Source organism: Pseudoduganella sp. R-43 (genome assembly GCF_049913255.1).
Taxonomy (GTDB): Bacteria; Pseudomonadota; Gammaproteobacteria; order Burkholderiales; family Burkholderiaceae_D; genus Rugamonas.
Genome location: NZ_CP183988.1, coordinates 4,325,897 through 4,348,345 on the forward strand (window position 1 = coordinate 4,325,897; position 22,449 = coordinate 4,348,345).

At 61.7% G+C, this 22,449-nt stretch carries 22 protein-coding genes and 1 tRNA gene; 10 read left to right on the forward strand and 13 right to left on the reverse strand.

Going from position 1 to position 22,449, the window contains the following annotated elements:
• Positions 1-119: 119 nt before the first annotated feature.
• Entirely contained in the window at positions 120-677 is a 558-nt protein-coding gene (locus tag ACN9M3_RS19520; protein WP_426318362.1) for a TetR/AcrR family transcriptional regulator, read from the reverse strand.
• Positions 678-791: 114 nt separating this feature from the next.
• On the opposite strand from ACN9M3_RS19520, the gene ACN9M3_RS19525 reads away from it, so the two are divergent.
• From ACN9M3_RS19525 to ACN9M3_RS19535, 3 genes are read left to right on the forward strand one after another with little or no spacing between them, the layout of a single operon-like run.
• Complete coding sequence (locus ACN9M3_RS19525; RefSeq protein ID WP_426318363.1) at positions 792-1,127, forward strand: flagellar basal body protein; 336 nt, start codon at positions 792-794, stop codon at positions 1,125-1,127.
• Between the two features lie 54 nt (positions 1,128-1,181).
• Positions 1,182-1,823 carry a phosphoribosyltransferase gene (locus ACN9M3_RS19530; RefSeq protein ID WP_426318364.1) on the forward strand — a complete coding sequence of 214 codons (642 nt, stop codon included), beginning with the start codon at positions 1,182-1,184 and terminating at the stop codon, positions 1,821-1,823.
• A gap of 54 nt (positions 1,824-1,877) precedes the next feature.
• The gene (locus ACN9M3_RS19535) at positions 1,878-2,831 is read left to right on the forward strand and encodes a gamma-glutamyl-gamma-aminobutyrate hydrolase family protein (RefSeq protein ID WP_426162183.1); all 954 of its coding nucleotides are present in this window, start codon (positions 1,878-1,880) and stop codon (positions 2,829-2,831) included.
• A gap of 24 nt (positions 2,832-2,855) precedes the next feature.
• Here ACN9M3_RS19535 and ACN9M3_RS19540 read toward each other — a convergent pair whose 3' ends face one another.
• The 5 genes from ACN9M3_RS19540 to ACN9M3_RS19560 all read right to left on the reverse strand — a co-directional run bounded on the left by ACN9M3_RS19540 (position 2,856) and on the right by ACN9M3_RS19560 (position 8,032).
• Entirely contained in the window at positions 2,856-3,332 is a 477-nt protein-coding gene (locus tag ACN9M3_RS19540) for a hypothetical protein (protein ID WP_426162184.1), read from the reverse strand.
• A 49-nt stretch (positions 3,333-3,381) separates the two neighbouring features.
• On the reverse strand, positions 3,382-5,322 hold the full coding sequence (locus tag ACN9M3_RS19545) for a hypothetical protein (RefSeq protein WP_426162185.1): 1,941 nt from the start codon (positions 5,320-5,322) through the stop codon (positions 3,382-3,384).
• 7 nt (positions 5,323-5,329) lie between these two features.
• Positions 5,330-5,644, reverse strand: a complete 315-nt coding sequence (locus ACN9M3_RS19550) for a hypothetical protein (RefSeq protein WP_426162186.1) — start codon at positions 5,642-5,644, stop codon at positions 5,330-5,332.
• 83 nt (positions 5,645-5,727) lie between these two features.
• Positions 5,728-6,846, reverse strand: coding sequence for a YbdK family carboxylate-amine ligase (locus ACN9M3_RS19555; RefSeq protein ID WP_426162187.1), 1,119 nt, complete (start codon positions 6,844-6,846; stop codon positions 5,728-5,730).
• Position 6,847: 1 nt separating this feature from the next.
• Entirely contained in the window at positions 6,848-8,032 is a 1,185-nt protein-coding gene (locus ACN9M3_RS19560) for a cation:proton antiporter (RefSeq protein ID WP_426162189.1), read from the reverse strand.
• Positions 8,033-8,097: 65 nt separating this feature from the next.
• On the opposite strand from ACN9M3_RS19560, the gene fghA reads away from it, so the two are divergent.
• Entirely contained in the window at positions 8,098-8,952 is an 855-nt protein-coding gene (gene fghA / locus ACN9M3_RS19565) for an S-formylglutathione hydrolase (protein WP_426318365.1), read from the forward strand.
• A 7-nt stretch (positions 8,953-8,959) separates the two neighbouring features.
• Here fghA and ACN9M3_RS19570 read toward each other — a convergent pair whose 3' ends face one another.
• The gene (locus ACN9M3_RS19570) at positions 8,960-9,913 is read right to left on the reverse strand and encodes a chemotaxis protein (RefSeq protein ID WP_426162191.1); all 954 of its coding nucleotides are present in this window, start codon (positions 9,911-9,913) and stop codon (positions 8,960-8,962) included.
• A 141-nt stretch (positions 9,914-10,054) separates the two neighbouring features.
• Positions 10,055-10,130: transfer RNA gene (locus ACN9M3_RS19575), tRNA-Gly, on the reverse strand.
• Between the two features lie 77 nt (positions 10,131-10,207).
• Here ACN9M3_RS19575 and ACN9M3_RS19580 point away from each other — a divergent pair.
• The 4 genes from ACN9M3_RS19580 (at position 10,208) to ACN9M3_RS19595 (ending at position 14,409) form a co-directional block, all read left to right on the forward strand.
• Positions 10,208-11,854 carry a Na+/H+ antiporter gene (locus ACN9M3_RS19580; protein ID WP_426162192.1) on the forward strand — a complete coding sequence of 549 codons (1,647 nt, stop codon included), beginning with the start codon at positions 10,208-10,210 and terminating at the stop codon, positions 11,852-11,854.
• A complete protein-coding gene (locus ACN9M3_RS19585) occupies positions 11,851-12,900 on the forward strand; it encodes a sensor histidine kinase (RefSeq protein ID WP_426318366.1) in 1,050 nt (349 codons plus the stop codon). The genes ACN9M3_RS19580 and ACN9M3_RS19585 overlap by 4 nt, the downstream gene beginning before the upstream one ends.
• A complete protein-coding gene (locus ACN9M3_RS19590; RefSeq protein ID WP_426318367.1) occupies positions 12,888-13,604 on the forward strand; it encodes a LytR/AlgR family response regulator transcription factor in 717 nt (238 codons plus the stop codon). The genes ACN9M3_RS19585 and ACN9M3_RS19590 overlap by 13 nt, the downstream gene beginning before the upstream one ends.
• Positions 13,605-13,692: 88 nt before the next feature.
• Positions 13,693-14,409, forward strand: a complete 717-nt coding sequence (locus tag ACN9M3_RS19595) for an SDR family oxidoreductase (protein WP_426318368.1) — start codon at positions 13,693-13,695, stop codon at positions 14,407-14,409.
• Here ACN9M3_RS19595 and ACN9M3_RS19600 read toward each other — a convergent pair.
• Positions 14,290-15,288 carry a LysR family transcriptional regulator gene (locus tag ACN9M3_RS19600; RefSeq protein WP_426318369.1) on the reverse strand — a complete coding sequence of 333 codons (999 nt, stop codon included), beginning with the start codon at positions 15,286-15,288 and terminating at the stop codon, positions 14,290-14,292. The two genes, ACN9M3_RS19595 and ACN9M3_RS19600, sit on opposite strands and share 120 nt — an antisense overlap.
• Positions 15,289-15,378: 90 nt before the next feature.
• On the opposite strand from ACN9M3_RS19600, the gene ACN9M3_RS19605 reads away from it, so the two are divergent.
• On the forward strand, positions 15,379-16,398 hold the full coding sequence (locus tag ACN9M3_RS19605) for a metallophosphoesterase family protein (protein WP_426162197.1): 1,020 nt from the start codon (positions 15,379-15,381) through the stop codon (positions 16,396-16,398).
• Here ACN9M3_RS19605 and ACN9M3_RS19610 read toward each other — a convergent pair.
• On the reverse strand, positions 16,372-18,033 hold the full coding sequence (locus ACN9M3_RS19610; RefSeq protein ID WP_426318370.1) for a sigma-70 family RNA polymerase sigma factor: 1,662 nt from the start codon (positions 18,031-18,033) through the stop codon (positions 16,372-16,374). The two genes, ACN9M3_RS19605 and ACN9M3_RS19610, sit on opposite strands and share 27 nt — an antisense overlap.
• Positions 18,034-18,138: 105 nt before the next feature.
• Between ACN9M3_RS19610 and ACN9M3_RS19615 the strand changes: the two genes are divergently transcribed.
• Entirely contained in the window at positions 18,139-19,329 is a 1,191-nt protein-coding gene (locus ACN9M3_RS19615; RefSeq protein WP_426318371.1) for an acyltransferase family protein, read from the forward strand.
• 97 nt (positions 19,330-19,426) lie between these two features.
• Here the strand turns inward: ACN9M3_RS19615 and ACN9M3_RS19620 are convergent, their stop codons facing one another.
• From ACN9M3_RS19620 to ACN9M3_RS19630, 3 genes are all read right to left on the reverse strand, one after another.
• The gene (locus tag ACN9M3_RS19620) at positions 19,427-20,029 is read right to left on the reverse strand and encodes an RNA-guided endonuclease InsQ/TnpB family protein (RefSeq protein WP_426318372.1); all 603 of its coding nucleotides are present in this window, start codon (positions 20,027-20,029) and stop codon (positions 19,427-19,429) included.
• 28 nt (positions 20,030-20,057) lie between these two features.
• A complete protein-coding gene (locus ACN9M3_RS19625; RefSeq protein ID WP_426318373.1) occupies positions 20,058-21,173 on the reverse strand; it encodes a hypothetical protein in 1,116 nt (371 codons plus the stop codon).
• Positions 21,174-21,422: 249 nt separating this feature from the next.
• Complete coding sequence (locus ACN9M3_RS19630) at positions 21,423-22,352, reverse strand: sensor domain-containing diguanylate cyclase (RefSeq protein ID WP_426318374.1); 930 nt, start codon at positions 22,350-22,352, stop codon at positions 21,423-21,425.
• Between the last annotated feature and the right edge of the window lie 97 nt (positions 22,353-22,449).

Consider the following 22,449-nt stretch of genomic DNA (forward strand, 5'->3'; position numbering starts at 1 on the left):
GCAGCGACACGTGCAATGAGGGAATTAATGATGCTCTCCAGAACAATGCGTTTGGGCAATAACCCAGATTCTTATGCGCACAGTTCAGGAAAGCAATCCCAAAACGTTAAACGTAGCAATTAGCTCAGCTTCAGGAGCATGGAACGTACCGATTCCAGCACTTCATCGGCCAGTTTGGGGTCGGTTTTGTAGACATTTCGCGACACTGAGACGCCGCCTACCATCGCTGCCACGATGGCAAGCGCCTGTTGCCGCCGGCCCTCCCCGGCCGGCAACAGGGTTTCGATGTAGTCCGCCATCTGCCGCACACCGCCGGTATAGCCCGCGCCCACCGAGGCATCCTGGCGCGCCACCTCGCTGGCGGCGGCGGCCAGCGGGCAACCCTGCGCCAGGTTGTCGCGCTGCTCGGGCGCCAGGTAGTAATCGACCAGTTGTGGCAGCGTGACCGGATGCTCAGTCAGCTTGCCGTAGGCGGAGCGGGTGCTGAACTGCATGGCCTCGGCCGCCAGCGCGTCTTTCGAGGGGAAGTGGGCATACAGGGCGCCGTGGGTCAGCCCGGCTGCCTTGCTGATCTCTGCCACGCCGACCCCGTCCATTCCCTTTTCCCGGAATAGCCGGGAGGCCGTCTCAACCAGCAATTGCCGGTTTTCCGCTGCTTTTTCCTTGGTAATCTTCATGGCCAGCCTCCCGCCTCAATCATTGCGATCATCATCATATCATGTGTTGCGCGGCGTGCCCGTTTTTTAGGCAGGTAATGGCAATTTCCGTATGGAATCATGTAAACTAGGACCATGACGATCCCAGCACTTCAATCCGGCCTGTCCGGCCTCCAGGCAAACCAGCGCGCACTGGATGTGGAAGGTCACAACGTCGCCAATATGGCGACCCAGAACTTCCAGCCGCAACTGGCTACGTTCCAGGAAACGCCGGGCGGGACCAGCGTCACCATTTCGACTGCCGCGCGCGACCTGTCGGCGGCCGCCAATGCCGGCGGCGCCCCATCGGGCACCGACCCGGCCAGCTCCATCACCAACTCACTGGTCTACAAGGCCAACTTCGACCTGTCGGCCAAAGTGATCCAGGCCGCCGACGAGCGAATTGGCACACTGCTCGATATCAAGGCTTAACGCCGCCGCCTTCCCGCGCTATGCTGTCGTATGTGCAGCGTGGCGGAGGCTAGCATGGACGACCTCGAACTCCCCCTGAAGGACCGCAAGCAAGCGGCCGAGCTGCTGGCCGAAAAGCTGGCGCACCTGCGCGGCAGCCATCCCCTGATCCTTGCCATTCCGCGCGGCGCGGTACCGATGGGGCGCATCATTGCCGATCGCCTCGAAGGCGAGCTCGATGTCGTGCTGGTGCGGAAAATTCCCTCTGCCATTGATCCCGAACTGGCGGTTGGCGCCGTCGACGAGCATGGCAACCGCGAACTGGCCCCCTACTTCAACCGCACCCGCACCAGCATGGAATGGGTCGAGCTGCAGACCCACGAGCAGCTTGAACTGATGCGCCGCCGCCGCGCCTCCTACGGCGGCAAGCGTCCGCCAGCCGATCCGGCAGGCCGTACCGTCGTGATCGTCGACGATGGCCTGGCCACCGGCTCCACCATGGCGGCGGCCCTGCGCTCCACGCGCGCCCGCCAGCCAAAGCAACTGATCGCCGCCGTGCCGGTGGCTGCCCCGGATTCCCTGGAAATGATCGCACCCTTGGCCGATGGCATCGTCTATCTCGCCGCGCCGATGAACTTCATGTCGGTCAGCCGTCATTACCGCAGCTTCCCCCAGGTATCGGAAGAGGAAGTGCTGGAACTGCTGACGAGCCAGTAGTGCGACTTTGAATTGCCGCGTGTGCGACACTGGCGACAAGGAGGCAGCCAACGGATGACCGAACACGATCCCCGCCAGCATGACCGCCGCGAGAGCGACCGCGGGCAACGGCGCCGGGCCGGCGATGCGCCGCGCTACCTTGATCCGGGCGAGACCATCTTTACCTTGTGGGGACGCGTGATCGTGGCGCGCTACAAGCGCTGGGCTGCCGCCGCCACGCGGCATATCATCCAGCGGCCTTTGCACATCGGGGTTTCAGCCCGCATCTACCATCCCGAACCTGGCGCCACGGGGCTGCGCAGCAAGAACCTGCAGTACCTCGAAGAGTCGGTGGCGCAGTGGGTGATGTCGCGCGACGTGCTGGTGTTCATGATTCCGACCGTGAATACCTCAGGCCTGCTGCATCCGTCCAATATCCGCCTGCGCGATTATGCCAAGCACCTCGATGGCCTGGTGCTGCAAGGCGGCGCCGACGTGTCGCCCCAAAGCTATGCCGAATCGCCGACCAAGCCCGAATGGAGCGGCGACCGGGCGCGCGATATGTACGAGCTGGAACTGCTGCATGAGTTCGTCGAAGCAGGCAAGCCGGTGCTAGGCATCTGCCGCGGCTGCCAGCTGTTGAATGTCGCGTTCGGGGGCAGCCTTTACCAGGATATTGCGACCGACGTGCCGGACGCGCATGCCCACGTGTCCGATGACTACGACCGGCACCGCCATGAGATCACCTTCCCGCCCGGCTCTTCCCTGCCCGCGATGGTAAGGGGGCCGCAGCGCGCGCTGGTCAATTCCATCCACCACCAGGCGGTGAAGTCGCTCGGCAAGGATATGCAGGTGGAAGCGCTGTCCTACCCGGACAATATGATCGAAGCGATCCGCTACACGCGGGCGCCCTTCGTCATGGGGCTGCAATGGCATCCTGAATTCCACCGCGCCGGCGGCGTCGAGCTGCTCGATTGCACCGGCATCCTCGACAGCTTCCTGCGCGCCGCCCGCGAAACGCGCTTCTAGCTTGCGCCGGCCGCTTCCCGCTCGTCAGCGCTGGCAGGGCTTGCCTTCGTATTGCTTGCCAACGACCTTGTATTCGCTGCCGTTCCAGCGCTCGACGGGGAAGCAAAAGCCCGGGCCGCCGATTTCCAGGTCGGGCCAGCCATCCTTGCCTCGCGCTCCCAGCACCAGCAAGATGCCAACGCCGCGCGACATCACCTTCCAGTTGCCGTCGGCTTGCTTGCTGACCAGGGTATAGCCAACGCCCGTATCGCCAAAGCAGGCCGTGCTGCCTTCAGTGATGATGGCTTCGGGAAGGCCATCCCCATTCAGGTCCTGGACCTTGTCGATTGCGCCGGGAACATAGCTTCCGCTCGCGTCCTTGCAGGACTTCCAGTGCTTGCCGTGTTCTTTGAAGCCCGCCGCCTTGAAGGCGGCAGCCTCGTCGGCCGGCTTCAAGGCGCCGCCCGCAGCCAGCGCAGCCTGGCATAAAACCATGCTTGTTATCGCGATAATTGCTTTCATATTGCACCTCTAGGGGGAAAGGATACGCCTCCCTCCCGTCCAGGGCAACTTATGGCTGAGCCGCCAGCCAGTCCAGCAACGCCTTCTCTTGCGCCTTCGATGCCGACATGGCAACAACAAGCTCGCGAAGTTCGCCGCGCCTGGCGGGCGATAAAGGCTTGCGCGCAAGGACCTCCAGCACCGGCTTCATTCTTTCCGGCCCGATCTCCCGGGCTGCAGCCTTCAGCAAATGAGGCTTGTAGTTGGCCACCACCTGAGTCACATCACCGGCGTAGGAACCCAGGTGCGGCACGAGCTTCATCAGCATTTCCCTGGAGTTCCGGGTATCGGCGACCCGCGAATAAGCGAGGAGCGCGGCTTCATCGCCAGGTTCCGCTTGAAGGAAGCGCTGCAACAGCCCGGGCAGTTCCGGATCACCAGGCGCCACCTTCTCCATTGTCCGTATCGCGATGCGAGCGTATATTTCATCCGGGCGGATCAGCCTCTTCAACGCCGGCGCTGCGAGCCGCCCTCGATCCCCCATGCGCGCGATGATATCGAGGATGTCGCCGGTCTGCCCCGGCTGCGGCGCCCCCGCCAGTAACGCGGAAATTTGCGGCAGCTTCGCTTCCAGTTGCATCTGAAGCAGTTGGGTCGCTTGCGGATTATCGACTGTGGCGTCCAGCATCCGTTTATAGTCAAGGACACCCTGCATGCGCGTTGCGGGATCTGCCAACTCACGGCTGCCAATCACTCCAAACATATGAACCGCCTGTAGGGCCTGGTAGTTTTTTTGCCACGCATAGCCGGCCATCAAATCCGTCGCGCAGGAATTGGGCAAAGGATGCACTTGCATCAGGCGGGCGATCGTAGCCAGCGACGGCATTTTTGGTGCGGCTCCCCGGCTATTTCCCACTTCGTTCATGCTTGCATCGTTCGCGATATTGCAAGCCGCGTAAGCAGCACTATCCATGTCGCCCGCCATCAGCGACTCATTCAACAATGCCACCGCCGTGCATGCCCGCCCTTTGGCCGACCCAAATGGGGCAAGAACAGGCCCAACAAGCTGCAACCTGCCGTCAACCTCGGGAAAGCCTACCCAGCCGCGCACCTGTACTGGCCGTGTTGTCTCGCAGCCGACTACCGCCCCCCCGCGCCCGCCAGTATTCCTCGCCAACTCCGGCTCGGGCACGCTGCAAAGCGAGCCATGAATGACAGTGTCGTGAAATCGCCCGGGCACTTTCCGGCTTTCGACTTCCGGCAAATAGGTCAACGCCTCCCGATAGGGCTTGAGCGATTCCGGCGGCTCGAAATGGAATTCCTGCCGCAAGCTCAGATAGTCGCCGCTGCAACTGCCGCCTTGAGCAAAGGTGACCATCCTGCGGACCGGGGCGCCATCAAGGACCAGTTTGTAGGCGCCCTTGGTATCCACCGCATCCGGCGCGATCTCGTGGACCACCACCGCGCGTCCTCGCCCCGGAAAAGGCGAACGATAAGAAATGGTATAAGTCTGGCCGGGCTTGAAGCCGCCCTCGGGTGCAATCAGGAACAGCCGGCGCTCATCGGACATGGTGTACGAGATGTCCTTTACCTGCCCGCCACTCAGCAGCTCGGCGAGAGCCGGCTTCTCACGGGCAGCGGCGAAGTCCTTTTCCGCTTTCTTGCTGGCGAATGCGTAATAGCTGCCCCATTTCGACGCAGGAATGTCGCCGTCGCCCCTCAGCTCCAGCGGCGTGACCCGGGCGCGATATTTCTTGCCGGCGCCATCCTTGATGTCGAACGCTGAAGGCGAAAGCTCGATTCGCGGCGCCTTGATGATACTGGCGTTCTCGAAAGGGAAGTCGGCAATACTGACCGGCCCTGGCGGAGGCGCGAGGAACAGCGCGCCTTTGGCGTTGGCAGGCAAGCGCCGGACGAATTGGTGAGGAAACGATCCATCGACCGGATCGGGCATGGCGCAGCTGCAGGCGCCGGCAGCCAGCGGCAAGGCCGCCAGCACTGCCGCCAGCAAAAACCGCTCAAGCATCCGCGTAGAAGACCAGCGAGCTGCCCAGGGTCAGGGATTCTTCGATGTGGGAATGAAGGTCAACGAAAGGCTTCTGCTCCAGCATTTCGGTTTGCAAGATACTGAAGGCATCCATCGCCACTTCCTCAAAGCCGAACTTGCCGGCCTCGATGATCGCGGAATCCCAGAGCGCGTCGGCGCCTTCCTGCAGCAGGAAGAGCATGCACTTATGCAGCGCATGCTCTTGCGGGTGCGCGTATTCATAGACCGGCTTGCCTTCGAAAATCCCTTCGAAGGTGTAGATCCCCAGGACACTGTTATCGCTCATGAGCTATTCGAATTAACTGGTAGTGCCTGATTATACGATGGACTCAAGCCAGGCCAATCGCGGGAACAGAACCCTGAAAAAGCTCAATTCCCCCTGAACTTCGCAATCGCCGCATCCACCACGCCCTCCACGCTGCCGGAGGAGTCGAATTCCGCCCGCAGGTAGTGGGCGTCGCTGCCCATATGCGTCACCTGCATCAGGTGGTTCAGCGCGGCGCTGCCGCCGAGGGCTTCGGCGTGCAAGTCCATGCGGCGCAGCGTGGTCAGGATGTCTTCGCGCAGCGACAGGCTTTCATAGGTCTTCGGATGCACCACCGTGCCATCCAGGCCGAACCGGCAAGCCTGGAAGCGGTTGTAGTTGTAGACCAGGTAGTCGTCCTCGGCCGGCGGCGCTTCCTTGCGTTCCAGCAGGTAGGCGCACAGGGCCTGCAGGTAGCAGGCCAGCGCTGCGGCGCGCTCCACCGTCAGCGGCGTGTCGCAGACGCGCAGCTCGATGGTGCCGTATTCGGGCTTGGGCCGGATGTCCCAATAGAAGTCCTTCATCGACTTGATCACGCCCGTATGCTCCATCTTCGAGAAGAAGCTGTGCTCGAACTCGTCCCACTTGAGGATGAACGGCGCGCGTCCGCTCATGGGGAAGGCGAACACGCTGTTCAGGCGCGCGGAATTGAACAGGGTGTCGTTCCCCTGCACATAAGGCGAAGAGGCCGACAGCGCGATGAAGTGCGGCACATAGCGGCTCAGGGAATGCAGCAGGTACAGCGCATCGTCGCCGCTGGCGCAGCCGATGTGCACGTGCTGGCCGAAAATCGTGAACTGCTTGGCCAGGTAGCCATACAGCGCCGACACTTCCTTGAAACGCGGCTTGGAGAAGATCTTGCGCTCCGACCAGCGCTGGAACGGGTGTGTTCCACCGCCGCAGATGCCGATGTTCAGCGTGTCGGCCGCCCGCACCAGCGTATCGCGCGTTTCGCGCAGCTGGGCAAGAAGCTCGCCGTGCCTGGTGTGCACGTCGCTGTTGATCTCGATCATGCTCTCGGTGATCTCCGGCGTGACGTGGCCGGGGAATGGCTTGCGCGCCAGCAGGTGCAGCAAGTCCGGGCTCGACGCGGTCAGGTCGAAGTCGGACAGGCTGACCAATTGCAGCTCCAGTTCGACGCCCATCGTCAAAGGCTGCGACGATTTGAATTCTTCCAACGGCATCTCAGCCCTCCTCTTTGGCCGTTTCGCGCGCGCGGATCAGCGCGCGCTGCGTGATGATCGGCCCCAGCACTTCCATGAACAGTGTCATGGAGGCCAGCGCTGCGAGTTCATCAACCAATACAATCCCCATGTAGCGCGTCTGCTCCAGCAGCAGGATCGCGAACACGGACATCGGCGACAAGGCCACGCCGATCAGCGCGCCCTTGCGCCACGAAATGCCGGCGACGTGCGAGAGCAGCGCCACCGCAACGGTCTTGGTGGCAAAGCGCACCAGCAGCAGCAACAGGCCGAGCGAGGCACCAAACACCACGCGCTGCCAGTCCAGCGTGGACACGGCAAACACGAACAGCAGCACCGTCAGCAACTCGCCGATCGCGCCGAAGTTGCGCTGCGTGCGCGTGAAGGTCACGCGGCGATGGCGCGCCATCAGGCCGAAGGTCAGTGTCGCCAATACCGGCGACAGGTCGGCCGCCTGGGTGATCGACACCAGCAGCACGACTACCATGGCAAAGGCCACGGTGCCGTCGCGCGCCAGCGTGCCGAGGCTGCGCAGCAGCGCAGGCACCAGCATGCCCGCCACCGCACCCAGCACGGCCGACGCCAGCAATTCAATCACGCTGCGCGACACCGCTTGCGTCAGGCTGCCGGAAGTCTGGAACACCCAGAATCCAACGACAACCTTGAACACGAACAGCGCAAGCACGCAGTTCATCGCCACCAGGTGCAGCAGGCGCTCCGTCACCTGGCCCGAGCTGCGTTCTTCATTGATCACGCGCAGCACGCCGGCCGGCGAGGTGGACATCGCCAATGAAGCAAGCAGAAGCGCCGTCAACGGCGGCATGCCCTGCCAGTAGGCGATTGCAAACACAGCGCCGAACGTGAGCGCCGATTCTGCAAGGCCGCTGACGGCAATCCAGGGATTGACGCGCAGCCAGCGCAGATTGATGCGGTAACCAAATTCAAACAGGATGAGGCCGAAAGCGATATTGGCAAGCAGCGTTACCTGGCTGCTGCCGTCCGGCACGAGAAGATCGGGCATGGCCTGCGCAAGCAGGAAGCCCACCAGGCCGTACACACTGATGCGCGGCAGATTGGTCCAACGGTGAACAAACTCGCCTGCAAGCCATGCAAGCAGCATGGCGCAAGGCCATGCGAGTTCGTCAGAGATGACTAACAAATCGGTCATAGACTTACCTCCGAGCCGTACTATATTGCAATTGTGAAAAACGTGTCACACGAATCTTGGTTACAATGCCACGTATGGACATGATCAGCGAACACGTTTGCCACGGTGGAGTGCAGCGCTTCTACCGGCATGAGTCGGAAACGATTGGCTTGCCAATGCGCTTCTCCATCTTCATTCCGCCGCAGGCAGCGCAGGGGCCGGTGCCCGCGCTGTTCTATCTCGCGGGACTTACCTGCACTGAGGAGACCTTTGCCATCAAGGCCGGCGCGCAGCAGCATGCCGCACGCGAAGGCCTGGTCCTCATTGCACCGGACACCAGCCCGCGCGGCGCCGGCATCGAGGGCGAATCGGCAAGCTGGGACTTCGGCGAAGGGGCAGGCTTCTATCTCGACGCAACGCAAGCGCCGTGGTCGCGGCATTACCGCATGGAGAGCTACATCCACGAGCTGCGCCAAATGGCGATCGATGAATTGCCGGTCGATGCGAAGCGCATCGGCATCTTCGGCCATTCGATGGGCGGGCATGGCGCGTTGACGCTGGCCCTGCGCCGGCCGGACCTGTTCCGCAGCGTATCGGCTTTCGCGCCGATTGCAGCGCCGGTGCGCTGCCCGTGGGGACAGAAGGCTTTCGAAGGATACCTGGGGCCGGACAAGGAGACCTGGCTGCAGCACGACGCCAGCGCGCTGATGGCGGTGCAGGACGAAGCGCCCTTCCCCAGCGGCATCCTGATCGACCAGGGCCTGGCCGACAAGTTCCTTGACGAGCAGTTATATCCGGGAGTGTTCGAGGATGCGTGCCGCGCCGCCGGGCAGCCTTTGGAGCTGCGCCGGCATGCGGGCTACGATCATGGCTACTACTTCATTTCGAGCTTCATTGCCGACCATGTGAAATTCCATAGCCGGCAGCTGAAAGAGCTTTAATGCGACATCACTTGGTGAGGACGCGGCGGATGGTTTCCGCCAGTTCTTCCGCGACAAACTTGGCCACGTAAGCGTCCGCGCCGACACCCTTCACGTGGTCTTCGTTGGTCTTGCCCGACAGCGAAGAGTGGATCACCACCGGAATCTTGGAGAAGCGCGCATCCTGCTTCACCAGGCGGGTCAGCGTGAAGCCGTCCATCTCCGGCATTTCCAGGTCGGTCAGCACCAGCGCTACACGATCCTCCACCGCGATGCCTTCCGCCTTGCAGCCTTCGGCGATGTGATTCAGCTTGTCCCAGGCTTCCTTGCCGGTCTTCATCATCACGAACGGCGCATGCATGGCTTCCAGGCCGCGCTCGATCAGGTTGCGCGCCACCACCGAATCGTCGGCCGCCAGGATGAAGGTGCCCGGCTTCAGCGGCAGGCGGCCCACCGCGGTTTCATCGATATCCTTGCCATCGCTCGGGGTCAGGTTGCGCAGGATGGTTTCCACGTCCAGCACCTGCGCCAGGCGGGTGTTCTGCACGTCGCCATCGACGCGGGCGATGGATGTCACCATGCCGCCGCCGTGGCTGCCTTCGGCGCTCAACACCTGGCTCCAGTCCAGGCGCACGATCTCGTCCACCGATTCGACGGCGAAGGCCTGGGTGGTGCGCGCGAACTCGGTCACCAGCATGATGTTCAGGCCCGTCTTCGGCTTCACGCCGACGATGCCCGGCAGGTCCATCACTGGAATAATCTGTCCGCGCAGGTTGACCACGCCCAGCATGTGCGGCTCCGAACCGGCAACGGCGGTCACGGTCGGCATCGCCACGATCTCGCGGATCTTGAAGACGTTGATGCCGTACAGCTCGGAGTTGCCGCTGGTGCTATCGACGCCGAGGCGGAACAACAGCAGCTCGAACTTGTTGGAGTTTGTGAGGTTACTGCGCTCGTCAACTTCTTGTTGAACGGAATTCATCGATCGCTCCAGTCTGCTTTAAATGGCATTCCCTTTGGTATGGAATGTTTCGGCAGTATACCGGCCCTTTTTAAGGGCCGGGAGCGATGAGGGGCAGAAACAACAAAAAAAGGACGCGCGATGGCGTCCTTTCAAGAATTCTGGAGCGGGAAAAGAGTCTCGAACTCTCGACCTCAACCTTGGCAAGGTTGCGCTCTACCAACTGAGCTATTCCCGCAGAGGAGGCGCTATTATGACAGTGACTACCCCGAGTGACAAGTTCTTTTTCATTTGGCATGCCCCTATAATGTCCGGATGGATTCTATCGAGATAGTTTTGGCAATGCTGCTGGCCGTGATCGCCAGCGCCTACGTGAAGCGGATGCTGTCCGGCGGCATTCCCCTCCCCCTGGTACAGATCGGCCTTGGCGCCGGGATCGCCGCATGGTCCGGCCACGGCATCCAGCTTGACCCTGAGATGTTCTTCCTGCTGTTCATTCCGCCGCTGCTGTTCCTCGATGGCTGGCGCATTCCGAACACGGGCCTGTTCCGCGACCGCGTGGTGATCCTGGAGCTGGCCTTGGGCCTGGTGATCTTCACCGTCCTGGGCGCCGGCTACATGATCCACTGGATGATCCCCGCCATGCCGCTGCCGGTGGCATTTGCGCTGGCCGCCATCCTGTCGCCGACCGATCCGATTGCGGTCGGCTCGATTGCGTCGCGCGCCCCGATTCCCAAGCGGCTGATGCACATCCTGGAAGGCGAAGCCTTGCTGAACGATGCCAGCGGCCTGGTGTGCTTCCGCTTTGCCGTGGCAGCGGCGCTGACCGGCACCTTCTCCTTGACTACCGCTTCGCTGACTTTTGTCTGGCTCGCGGCGGCCGGCATCGCGACCGGCGTGGCCGTCACTGCAGCCATCGCCTGGCTGCAAGGCCAGCTCACCATGCGTTACGGCGAACCGGCCGGCTCGCCCATCCTGGTCAGCCTGCTGATTCCCTTTGGCGCCTACCTGGTCGCCGAGCGCCTGCACGCCTCGGGCATCCTGGCAGCCGTCGCTGCCGGCATCACCATGAGTTACGTGGAGCTGGGCGGCCAGGCCCTGGCAGCAACGCGCATCCAGCGCACCGCCGTATGGGACACGGTGCAGTTCACGCTGAACGGCGTCATGTTCGTGCTGCTCGGCGAGCAGTTGCCCGACATATTGCGCGGCGCCAGCGAATCGCTGGAACAGAGCGGCCATATCAATCCCTGGTGGCTGGTGCTGTACGCCTTCGCCATCAGCTTTGGCCTGATTGCGCTGCGCTTCGTGTGGGTGTGGGCGACGCTGCGCGTGACCCTGTACCGCCGCAGCCGCCGCGCCACCTCGGCGCAAGGCGGCAAGCCACACTGGCGGCTGCTGCTGGCAACCGCACTGGCCGGTGCGCGCGGTGCGATCACCCTGGCCGGCGTGCTGACCTTGCCGCTATTCCTGCCGAACGGCGAGCCCTTCCCGGCGCGCGACCTGACCATCCTGTTGGCCAGTTCGGTGATCCTGATTTCCCTGCTGGCAGCCAGCATCGGCTTGCCGCGCCTGCTGGGCGGCATGCGCTTCCCGGAGGAGCCGGCCGAGCGCCAGCAGGAAGACATGGCACGGCGCCAGGCCGCATCGGCGGCGATTGCCGCCATCGAGCGCGCGGAACTGGCGCTGGCCGACGCCCACCATCCCGACGTGCTGCCGCAAGCGGCTGCGCGCGTGATTGCACTCTACGAATACCGCCTGAACGTGGCCTGGTCGGCGGAAGACCAGAACAAGGAGCACTTCCGCAAACTGGACCGCGCCGAGCGCGAACTGCGCCTGGCCGCCATGGTGGCCGAGCGCCAGGCCATTTTCGACCTGGCGCGCCACCACCATATTTCCGACGAAACGGCGCGCAAGCTGGTGCGCGAGATTGACCTCGTCGAAGCACGCCACCAGAAAAAATGAACCGGCGCGCCACGCTATCACTCCTCGCCGCGTGGCTGCTGTTCTGGGCCATGATGGTGGCGACCGCGGTGCAGGATTTCCTGCGCCACGACAGCGGCCCGCTGTGGCAGCCATTTCTCTGGGAGTCGTCGTCCATGGCGGTGGCCACGCTGCTATTTACCGCACAGCGGCTTGCCACGCGGCGCTTTGACGGCATGCTCGCCACGCCGGCGCGCTGGTTGGCGCGGCAAGCCATGTGGCTGCCGGCCTGGTGGATCCTGTTCACGCCCCTCGCCTTCGGCATCCGCCACGCCGTGTATGCCATGGCCGGCATGACTTATGAACATGAGCCATGGGGCCAGACTTTCCTGTATGAGAACATCAAGATCTCGATCTTCGTCGTGATCTTTACGCTCATTGCTTTCGGCATGCTGTCCTTCCGCGCGGCCGAGCAAGCGAATGCCCAATTGCGCACGGCGCAGCTGCACCAGCTCACGCAGCAGATGCAGCCGCATTTCCTGTTCAATGCGCTGAACACGATTTCTTCCCTGATGCACAGCGATGTCGAGCGCGCCGACGCCACGCTGGTGCAATTGGCCGACGTGCTGCGCGCAACGCTGGATGTCAGCGGCCAGCAGCAGGCGCCTTTGCCGACCGAACTGCGCCTGCTGCGTGGCTATGCCCACCTGATGGAAGAGCGCTTCATTGACCGCGTACAGATCGAATGGGATATCGACGCGGCCTGCGGCGAGTACCTGGTACCGGTGATGAGCATGCAGCCCTTGCTGGAGAACGTGTTCAAGCACACGGTCGAAAGGCGGCGCGGCGTAACGAAAATCGCCATCAGCGCAAAACGGGATGGCGGCAGCCTCGTGCTCGCAGTCTGCGACGATGCCGGGATGCTCGCCTCCCATGCCGCGGGCAGTGCCACAGGCGGCGCAGGCATCGGCGTGAGCAACCTGCGCGAGCGGCTACAGGCGCTGTATGGCGAGCGGGCGAGCCTGCGGCTGGTGCAGCTCGAACCGGCCGGCGTGCGCGCGGAAATGAGACTGCCATGCGTATCCTGATCGTCGACGACGAGCGGCCGGCGCGCGACAAGCTACGCCGCATGCTGGCGCATGAGACGGACATAACAGCCATCGAAGAAGCGCGCGATGGCGTGGAGGCGCTGGAAAAAGTCGGGACCTTCGCACCCCACGCCATCTTCCTGGACGTGCAAATGCCCGAGGTAAGCGGGCTGGAGGTGGCCGCCTCCCTGCCCCATCCAGCGCCGCTGGTGGTCTTCGCTACCGCATTTGACGAATATGCCATCCCTGCCTTCGACGCCAACGCCATCGACTACCTGCTGAAGCCCTTCGACGCCGCGCGCCTGCAGCGCGCCATGCAGCGCCTGCGTGAACGCGTCGCCAGCCGCGCCGCGCAAAGCGAGAACGCGCCCGGCGCCCTCGGCCTGCCGCTGCGGCAACTGCTGGTCAACGAGCGCGGCGGCACGCGCGTGGTGCCGGTCGCCGACATCCAGTGGCTCGAGACCGCCGACAACTACGTAGTGCTCCACACAGCGCAAGGCGCACCGCTGCTGCGCCAGACCCTGACCGACCTGCTGGACAGCCTGGGCAGCCAATTTGTGCGCTGCCACCGCCGCGCCGCCGTGCGCCTGGCGCTGGTCGATAAAGTCGACCAGCAAGGGCAACTTGTGCTGCGCAACGGTGCCCTCGTCCCCCTCGGCCGCAACTTCAAGACCGCCATCCTGGACGCCCTCGCCCATCGGTAATTCCGATAGCCGGCATCGTAAAATCCCGTTTCCGTTTCGCGCAGCGCGCCCGCGACAATGTCCCTGTCCACAACCAAGGAGGAATTCAATGGAACGGGTATTGATCGCCGGCGGCAGCTCCGGCATGGGCCTGGCGCTTGCCGAGCGCCTGCTGCGCGAGGACTGCGCAGTGACGATAATGGGCCGCACCGAGGCGAAGCTGGCCATGGCACGGGAAACACTGAAGCACTCGCCGCAGCTGACAACCATTGCTGCAGACGTCACCCAGGAAGACCAGGTCGCCGCCCTGTTCGCAAAATGCGGCAATCTTGACCACATCGTCTGCACCGCCGCTGACATCGGCGGCGCCTACCAGCTCTTGCCGGACATCGACGTCGCGGTGATGCGCAAGGCCATGGACTCCAAGCTGCTAGGCCCGCTCCTGTTGGCCAAGCATGGCGCCCCGATGCTGCCCGCTTGCGGCAGCATCACCTTCACCACAGGCATCGCCTACTGCCGCCCAGCGGCACGCGGCTCGGTCGTCGCCGCGATCAATGGCGGCCTCAATTCGCTGGCCTACGCCCTGGCGGTTGAACTTGCGCCGATCCGCGTCAACGCAGTCTCACCCGGCTGGGTCGATTCACCAATCTGGGACTTTGTCGCAGGCGATGCCAAAGCCGGCATGCTCGAAGGAATGGCCAGCAAATTACCGGTTGGCCGCATCGGCCACGTCGACGACATCGCCGACGCCATCTGTTTCCTCATGCGAAACCGCTTCACTACCGGCAGCGTGCTGCACGTCGATGGCGGACACCGGCTCGTGTAACCCAACAGCCCCTAGCCGAAACGCATCCAGGAGCTGGCGCAAGGCAAATGGCAGTTGCCTTGGCCGCCAGCTCATATGGATGCCGATGCGCGCCGCGCCGCCGTCCCAAGGCAGGGCGGCAAGCCCGGCACCTTGCCCCGCGACGGCCAGGCGCGGCATCAACGCGCAACCGAAGCCGGCACGGACCATATTCACGATCGCACCCAGGCTGCCATATTCACCGGCCACCTGAGGCACCTGGCAACCCGAAGCGGAAAAAGCGCTGTCAAACATGCTGCGGTAGACACATCCTTGCGCTGTCACGAGAAAGCGTTCATGCGCAGCGTCCCGCGGCCCAACGCTGGCGAGACTGCCAAGCGCGTGTCCCGCAGGCACCAGCAGGACCAGTTCGTCCGAAGCAACGCATTCGCTGTGCAGGCCGCTGTCGGGCGGCGGCGGGGAAAAGGAAAAGCTCAGGTCCAGCGAACCATCCCGCACCGCATCGCGCAGCGCCCCGGTTCCGGCCACCTGCAAATCAACCTGCAATGCCGGATGCCGGCCCTGGAATTCTGCCAGGATCGGCGCCAGCCAGTGCGCACACAAAGTTTCCAGCGCGCCGACTGCGAGCCTGCCCCGCACTTCCACACTGCCAAGCACAGCAGCCCGGGCATCGGCCGCCAGCGCCAGCATGGCCCCGGCATACTCCACCAGTGTCGCACCCGCATCGGTCAGCGCCAGTTTGCGCTGCGAGCGCTCGAACAACGCCACGCCCAAGTCCGCCTCCAGCGCCTGGATCTGCTCTGTCACGCTGGACTGCGCAAGATGCACCTTTTGCCCCGCCCTGGTGAAACTGAGGGTGGAAGCGACGGCCAGGAAAGTTCGTAAGTGTTTGAGCTGCATGTCACGCATTATCGCCGAGATTTCCCTTAAAAATCCCCTGAACTTTTGGTAGCCCCGCCTGTCCAAAGCGGACTAACCAGGGAGACCATCATGACAACAACACTGCTGACAACCTTGCTGCACATCTCCGATTTGCACATCGGAAGCCTTGATCCAAGCACAGGCGATGCAACGATCAGCCCCACCGTACAAGTTGGACTGGACAATTTTCCCCTCTTCGATGGTCTATTGGGACATCACGCCGTCGGCTTGCGTGCGCTTGCCGAATTCGTCGCAGACCTGCGCAACAGGGACGAGCAGTTCCAGATCCTGGTCACTGGTGACCTTAGCCGAAACGGAGATGCAGATGAACTCGCACTGGCGCGTCGTTTCTTTGAAAGCGAAATCGACCTTATCCCACCCAATGGTGATTACGTAGGCCTGAACGCCGCCGGAAAAATCATCGCCATCCCCGGAAACCACGATCACTGGGCAGGACTGCCGGTGCCCATTGGCGCGACCCCCACCAATTTTTACCACTACTTCATCCGCTCGTTGCCGGCAACACGCAGCTTCCCGCTGGGGAAGCACGGGCATGAGTTAACCCTGATCGAACTTGATTCGGATGCGGACGTGCGCCCCAATTCGATACAGCGCACCTGGGCGAGGGGAAGTTTCTGCTCGCAATTGAAACTACTGGATACGATGCTCGCAGCCCGCAAAGAACGAGAAATCCGCGCACTGGTCATACATCATGCCAGGACATGCACTGGCTTCAGCCTGGCCATGTCCAGCACTACGATGCAGGCGCTGGATCGCTTTCTGCAGCAGCATCAGATTGCAGTCATCTTATGTGGCCACACGCATAAGGCCTCCGTACGGCGCCATTATGCCGGCGCCAGGGAGTGCTGGGAATGCGGCGCGGGCTCAACGACGCAATTTGATGTCGTTCCCCGCAAGTGGCGGCTCAGGCTGCGCAAGCCAAACGCCATCAGCCCCGGGCCGAATGCATTAATGCTCCATCGCATCTTCGACAAGGATGGCAGGCTCGAGTGGACGACGACAACTTACGAGCGTTCAGCAAGGGGGTTCACTGCCACGCGCTCACCGCGCGAGTTCGCCTTGCAATAGCGGCGAGCCATGTGCGATGTCGCGTTGATTGGCGCACCAACGCTTCACTAGTGCGTCCCGCGTGAGGAATCCTGTTGGGCGCGTCGTTTCCGGCAACTTGAAGAAAGTGTTCGCACCCAGATAATAGTAGCCGCTGACCAGGAGCGGCGACGCTTGCATCATGCAGACAAGACTGCGCGCCAGCGCGGGCGCGAGCTCCAGCTCAAGATCAAGCGTACCCGCGATGGTCCCGCATAACAGCTTGGGCTTGATTGCTACGCTCTTGCCTTTTTGCTTGACGACGAGATCAGCGTCAGAGTCCTTGCGAGCTATCGCTCCTTCGCCGGCGCGACGAAGCGAGCGATTGAACAGCAGTTCCATTTCGCGCAAGGCTTCAAACACCATGCCAGGCGACAGGCCGTACTTCAGCAAACGTTCGCTAGCGGAGTCGCCACGCCGGCAGGAAGCGTGATACTGGCGCAAATGCTGTACCAGATCGGGTTCCGGTTTGCCTGCGGCCATCAACGCGAGTTCCCATTGTCCCGGCCCGGAAGGCGGACGCGCTTCATCCAGTTTCTCGAGCAGCGCTGCCCAGGCATCGGCGATCACTTGCTGTTCGCCATCGAGCATGGCGGTCATGGAAGGCTGGAGCTCCTCCGATTCGATGCCCGCCAAGTCATCGCTACTCAGCGCAGTGTAGACGCTTGCAAGCCATTCGGGATGGGCAGCCAGTGCGGCACATTCGGCATTGTCAAGCAGCAGGTCTCCCTGCTCAAGCGCCAGGCGAATATCCTGCGCATGCGCGCGCAAATGTTCCAGGGCGTCGCTGTCATCAAATGCGCTGAGCGCTTTCCTAAGTATGTCGAGTTCCGGCATGATATTTCTCCCCTGTCGAACCGGCCGCTCTATGCCTCGAATCGAGTTGAGCAGGGCTTGCGCAAAGCGCGCCTTGGCCTGGTTCACCTGTTCAGTTGACATTCCGAGTTCGGCGGCCACAAAGCGTGGCGACTGGCCCATCACCCAAACCCGGTAAGCGATATCGGCGTCGGCCTCTTGCGGCCTTGCCTCCATCAATTGCAACGCGACCCGGCTGACCGTAGCTGCCAGTTGTTCGCGCATGCGATAGCGCGTGAGACGGTGTTTTTCCGCGAGTTCGCGCTCGCCGGGCGCATAATCCGACAGGAAATCGGCCAGCAAAGCCTGTTCCGCCTCGGGCAAATGCGAGATGGCCTCCCTGAGCTGCGCTGTCTGCTGTTTCAACTCGGCCGCCTCGAGCGGCAAAGGGTCGGCGGCAGCCAGGTCGAGGCATTCCTCGATATCGACGGCGCGTGAGCGCAGCCGGTGCAGTTTCAATTGCCGACGGCGGCCAAAGCGGTAAAAGGCGGTGGCGAGGTAGGGGGCGAATTCGCCCTTGGCCGCGTCAAAGCGGCTATTGAGCGGTTCCCATTCAAGGAAGAAGTCGTGGATCAGGTCGCGGGCGTCGTGCGGCTGGATGTGATATCCATCGCGCACGAGCTTGCTCAGCACGCGCCACAGCAGCGGCTCATACTCGAGGAAATTCCTGTGGGACGGCAACGCACTCATCACAACGCCAATCGGGGCACTCAATACAGTCATATTGCACGGCGCCAGCCAACTGGTTGAAATCTGGATCAATAAATGCGTTCGCCCCAACTAAATGCCGTTCGCCACCTATTGCTGGCCTGGCAAGACCGCCTTCCCTAAGCTGGGGCCATCTCCAACCCAGCTTGCCAAACTATCATGCAAAACCAACGCCTGTATTTCCTCGACTGGCTGCGCATCGGCGCATTCTTCCTGCTCGTGCTGTACCACACCGGCATGTATTACGTGACCTGGGACTGGCACGTCAAAACGCCCCACCCCAGCGACGCCATCGAACCGTTGATGCTGCTGTCTTCGCCCTGGCGCATGTGCCTGCTATTCCTGATTGGCGGGGCCGCAGCCGCCTTCCTGCTCGATAAGCTTGGCGGCAAGGGCCTGGCCAAGGAGCGCAGCAAGCGCCTGCTGATCCCGCTTATCTTCGGCATGTTCTTCATCGTCCCGCCACAATCCTACTTCGAAGTGGTGTCTGACGTCGCCTACCAGGGCAGCTATTTCGACTTCATGCAACTCTACGTCCGCGCCTACCACGGCTTCTGCGACCACAACGGCTGCCTCGACCTGCCAACCTGGAACCACCTCTGGTTCCTGCCCTACCTGTGGATCTACACCCTGCTGCTGGCCGCCATCGGAAGCCGCCGCGTGCAAGTGATGGGCAACTGGCTGCTGCGCCACATGCAAGGCTGGAAACTGTTTGTGCTGCCAGTTGCTTTCCTCGCTGCAGGCCGCATCCTGCTCCTGCCGCACTGGCCGCATACCCACAACCTGACCTCCGACTGGCATAACCACGCCATGAGCTTGCCCTTCTTCCTTCTCGGCGCGGCCATGGCACGCCAGGCTGAATTCTGGCAGCGACTGGAAAACGCCCGCTTCGCCGCGCTGGGCTTTTTCCTCGCCAGCTGGGCTTGCCTCATTTTCTTTTACGCGACGGGAGACACGTACAAGGACTGGCTGCCACTGGCGCGCACCGTGTACGCATTCTGCCAGTGGAGCGGGATCGTTGCCGTCTGCGGCTTCGGCCACCGCCACCTGAACTTCGACAGCGCCAAGCGCCGCTATCTGACGCAGGCCGTGTTCCCGGTTTACATCCTGCACCAGACCCTGATCGTCTGCCTTGCCATGGGCCTGCGCGCAGCCGGCCTGGCGCCGGTGACCGAAGGTGCACTGATCGTGGTGCTGACCTTCGCCATCAGTTTTGGCGTCTTCGAAATGGTACGCCGCGTACCTCTTCTGCAGCCGCTATTTGGATTGGCAAAGTCCTCGGCTACAACAACGGAGACGCCTCTTAGCGTGACGCTGTCCGCCAAGTCATCTACCTTTCGGGAAACTTGAACTATCGCGCTCCACTACAATCAGCAACTAGAGACCGTTCGGCGGTTTGCGACCACGCCTCGATGCGAACTACTTCTTCTTTGACGCCCTCCCTGCCCTAAAGGACGGGGATTCCTGCAACCAGCGTCGCGCGCCCGCGACGGAGAATGTTTTTCGCAGCATTGAGATCACGGTCATGTGCCGCGCCGCAATCACTGCAAATCCACTCTCTTATTCCAAGGCCTGCAATACCTCTCGGCCGCGAATCGGGCAGTGCGCCACAATCCGAGCAGGTCTGGGTGGTAAATCGTTCGTTGACTTCCACATACCGCGCGCCATGCCTAACGGCCTTGTACGCCAGCATTCTCCGGAAGGACGACCAGCCTGCATCAAGCACGGACTTCGCCAGGCTAGTCTGGGCGAGTCCGGCGGCATTGACATTGCCGACAGCGATATAGTCGAAGGCACGCGCGATCTTCAACGATTCGTTATGCAGAAAATCGAGCCGGCGGCGCGCCGTATAGGCATGGATGGCCTTGATCCTGCGCCGTTTATGTGCACGCTGCGCCACCGCGAGCGCCGCTTCGGCCTTGCTGTGGAACTCAGGCGCAGGAATCCTGTTCGTGTCAGTCGGCTCCTTGCACTCCCTGTCCTGAAGGACGGGGTTTCTCGGAACAAACCTGATGAATGTGAAACTGGAACTAGCAAAGTCCGATAACATTCGGCAATTTCGTTCGCCTGAATTCTTTTCACCACACGTCTAGCGTCAGCGTCCGCTGCTCACCGCTTTCCGAATGCGATGCATTCATATGGATGCGCGAAGGTACAAAACTTGTATCCCTATATTCAGGGCGGACGTCCAGGCTATTTATTGCGCCTTCCTTAACCCATGCCCGGAGCGTTTGTATATGGGCAGTCCGTTGTCTGACCGTCCTAAGTGGGACGTAAAGAACATTCATCGCCACATCTTCGCCTCCAAACTCTGCGGGGAACATCAAAAGCTTTGCCAATTGTCCCTTTGCCTCGAGTGCTTTTGCTTGTTCGAGGCTCGCCACCTGTGCGAAGTCGGGTTCCTCGATACGAACAACACTCGGCCGGTCCAGGACGCTAATCTGGCCCACTCCAGATTTCTTCAGTTCGCCTAGTAAGTGATTGCGCCCATTAGTCATTGACCAATGCATTTCGTCATCGGTGATCACCGTCGCGACAAGCAGTTCCATCTTCCCGTTGGGGAGGGCAAGGTGATCAGGGAGCGGCGCATGCGACTTGCTGATGAGCAGGTTCACAAATTTACCTTCACCGATGCCAATCTGTTCAACCGTGACGCCTTGGTGCCGTTCCACGACGCTGAGAAGGTCTGCATCTTTGAGCACCTCCGCTTTGGTAGCCCATTGCAATAGCCAAAGTGGCCAATCAGCATTCTCCTTAGCAAGCACGATCAACTCATATCCATACCCTGGTCGATCAGAGCGTGGTCTCACATTTGCTTTCTGGCGCAACGTACCCGCAAACCCAACGGCTCGCACGCCGTTACTGGCGCTGGACGTGGGCTGCGCATCGACCATCTCCAATGTGGTGGGCATATCGGGATTGGAAAGCCCGAAGGTTGTGTAGATGAATCCTGGCTCCCCCGCGATCTTGGACGGGATGACGTAGAGTCCGCCGCCTGGCCATACGCCTGAAAGATCCATCAACTTGAGGATGTCGTTGGGCAATGAACCAAAATGCTGTTCGAACAACCGGGAGCGCGCGTCATAGACCTGCTGCCAAAGTGCCTCTTCCACTGATGGCACAGGTTCGCTACCTTTAACGCTCGTACTTTGGTCTTTCTCTTTTCCACCAAACAGCTTGCCAAATAGGCTCATTGTGCTTTCCCCCACTTCAATACGTTATATGTTATTCAAATCCAACGACGGCAATTGGCCGTTCACAGGCGGAATAAAGACCTACGAAATCGCGGGGCCAGTTTATCATCTTGCCGAACTGCAAAATGCAGGCGACCGTCAATTCAATGGGGAAATTGTCCCTCGCCAGCAGGAGGGACAACAGATCATACGCGGATTCGCGTCTTCGCTCGGCGCCCGCAGTCGGACTGCCGTTTGTTACGGGGGCGATTAATTCAGTACTTTGCGTGACCGCTTTGCACGGTACATCTCAGCATCGGCTATCGCGAGAGCTTCCTCCAGGTCGATGCCGGGTTTGCGCATCGCCATGCCGATTGACGCGCGCACGTCGTAGCCGGCCAGCGTTTCCTGTACCCGCAGTAACATGGCCTGGGCATCGAAGTAATCGCATTCAACCATCAGCATCGCGAACTCATCGCCGCCCATGCGTGCGACCACATCGGAACCGCGCGTCACTTCTTTTAGTGCCTTGCTGCAACGAATCAACAGCGCATCGCCGGAAGCGTAGCCCTGGGTATCGTTATAGAACTTAAGGTCGTCCAGGTCGATCGAGACCACACAGGCCGGGTGGCCATAGCGGCGGCAGCGCTCTTCTTCGCGCACCATCAGCATGTCCCAACCGCGGCGGTTGTACAGGCCGGTCAGTTCGTCGCGCGTGATGTCGACATCCATGCGCTCAGCCTTGCGCACGTTTTCAGCGTTGGCCAGTTCGGCTTCCAGCAAGCCGCCCAGCAGTTCGCCCATCAGAACCACCATATCCTTGTCTTCGCGGATGCGTTCAGGTTGCGGCTCTGGATCGATGGCGCATAAGGTGCCGAACAGGGTGCCGTCGGCGCGGCGCAGCGGCACGCCAACATAGGCGCCCACCGTGATCTTGTCGGTAATCGGGGCCTGGGCATAGGCCGGTTCGCTCGTCACATCGGGCGCGATGTGCGGACCCTGTCCTTCGACCATGCGCGAGCACAAGGTTTCGGCCCAACTGTAGACCTGGCCAGCCTTCACGCCATAGCCATGGTCATCGGCAAACAGCACGATCCAATCTTTCCCGTCGGTACGAGTAACCATCCACAATTTGAAGCCCAGGCGCTGCCGAAGGAACTGCATGGTGGCCTTGGAAGCGGCCGCAAAATCGTTCATCATTGCTTGCCTCATCAATAGCTGGTTCCGGCTCGGAGTCGAAATGTCATTATGCACCGGTCGGAGTAGACTTGACAGCGCTAATTTACCTGGAGACCGC

Excerpts from the sequence above, each read along its gene's own strand:
- ACN9M3_RS19530 (WP_426318364.1), top strand. The coding sequence starts at position 1,182 with ATGGACGACCTCGAACTCCCCCTGAAGGACCGCAAGCAAGCGGCCGAG.
- ACN9M3_RS19570 (WP_426162191.1), bottom strand. The coding sequence starts at position 9,913 with ATGAATTCCGTTCAACAAGAAGTTGACGAGCGCAGTAACCTCACAAAC.
- ACN9M3_RS19525 (WP_426318363.1), top strand. The coding sequence starts at position 792 with ATGACGATCCCAGCACTTCAATCCGGCCTGTCCGGCCTCCAGGCAAAC.
- ACN9M3_RS19540 (WP_426162184.1), bottom strand. The coding sequence starts at position 3,332 with ATGAAAGCAATTATCGCGATAACAAGCATGGTTTTATGCCAGGCTGCG.
- ACN9M3_RS19520 (WP_426318362.1), bottom strand. The coding sequence starts at position 677 with ATGAAGATTACCAAGGAAAAAGCAGCGGAAAACCGGCAATTGCTGGTT.
- ACN9M3_RS19580 (WP_426162192.1), top strand. The coding sequence starts at position 10,208 with ATGGATTCTATCGAGATAGTTTTGGCAATGCTGCTGGCCGTGATCGCC.
- ACN9M3_RS19535 (WP_426162183.1), top strand. The coding sequence starts at position 1,878 with ATGACCGAACACGATCCCCGCCAGCATGACCGCCGCGAGAGCGACCGC.
- ACN9M3_RS19595 (WP_426318368.1), top strand. The coding sequence starts at position 13,693 with ATGGAACGGGTATTGATCGCCGGCGGCAGCTCCGGCATGGGCCTGGCG.
- ACN9M3_RS19550 (WP_426162186.1), bottom strand. The coding sequence starts at position 5,644 with ATGAGCGATAACAGTGTCCTGGGGATCTACACCTTCGAAGGGATTTTC.
- ACN9M3_RS19620 (WP_426318372.1), bottom strand. The coding sequence starts at position 20,029 with ATGTTATCGGACTTTGCTAGTTCCAGTTTCACATTCATCAGGTTTGTT.
- ACN9M3_RS19615 (WP_426318371.1), top strand. The coding sequence starts at position 18,139 with ATGCAAAACCAACGCCTGTATTTCCTCGACTGGCTGCGCATCGGCGCA.
- ACN9M3_RS19555 (WP_426162187.1), bottom strand. The coding sequence starts at position 6,846 with ATGCCGTTGGAAGAATTCAAATCGTCGCAGCCTTTGACGATGGGCGTC.
- ACN9M3_RS19630 (WP_426318374.1), bottom strand. The coding sequence starts at position 22,352 with ATGATGAACGATTTTGCGGCCGCTTCCAAGGCCACCATGCAGTTCCTT.
- ACN9M3_RS19625 (WP_426318373.1), bottom strand. The coding sequence starts at position 21,173 with ATGAGCCTATTTGGCAAGCTGTTTGGTGGAAAAGAGAAAGACCAAAGT.
- fghA (WP_426318365.1), top strand. The coding sequence starts at position 8,098 with ATGCCACGTATGGACATGATCAGCGAACACGTTTGCCACGGTGGAGTG.
- ACN9M3_RS19590 (WP_426318367.1), top strand. The coding sequence starts at position 12,888 with ATGCGTATCCTGATCGTCGACGACGAGCGGCCGGCGCGCGACAAGCTA.
- ACN9M3_RS19560 (WP_426162189.1), bottom strand. The coding sequence starts at position 8,032 with ATGACCGATTTGTTAGTCATCTCTGACGAACTCGCATGGCCTTGCGCC.
- ACN9M3_RS19585 (WP_426318366.1), top strand. The coding sequence starts at position 11,851 with ATGAACCGGCGCGCCACGCTATCACTCCTCGCCGCGTGGCTGCTGTTC.
- ACN9M3_RS19600 (WP_426318369.1), bottom strand. The coding sequence starts at position 15,288 with ATGCAGCTCAAACACTTACGAACTTTCCTGGCCGTCGCTTCCACCCTC.
- ACN9M3_RS19605 (WP_426162197.1), top strand. The coding sequence starts at position 15,379 with ATGACAACAACACTGCTGACAACCTTGCTGCACATCTCCGATTTGCAC.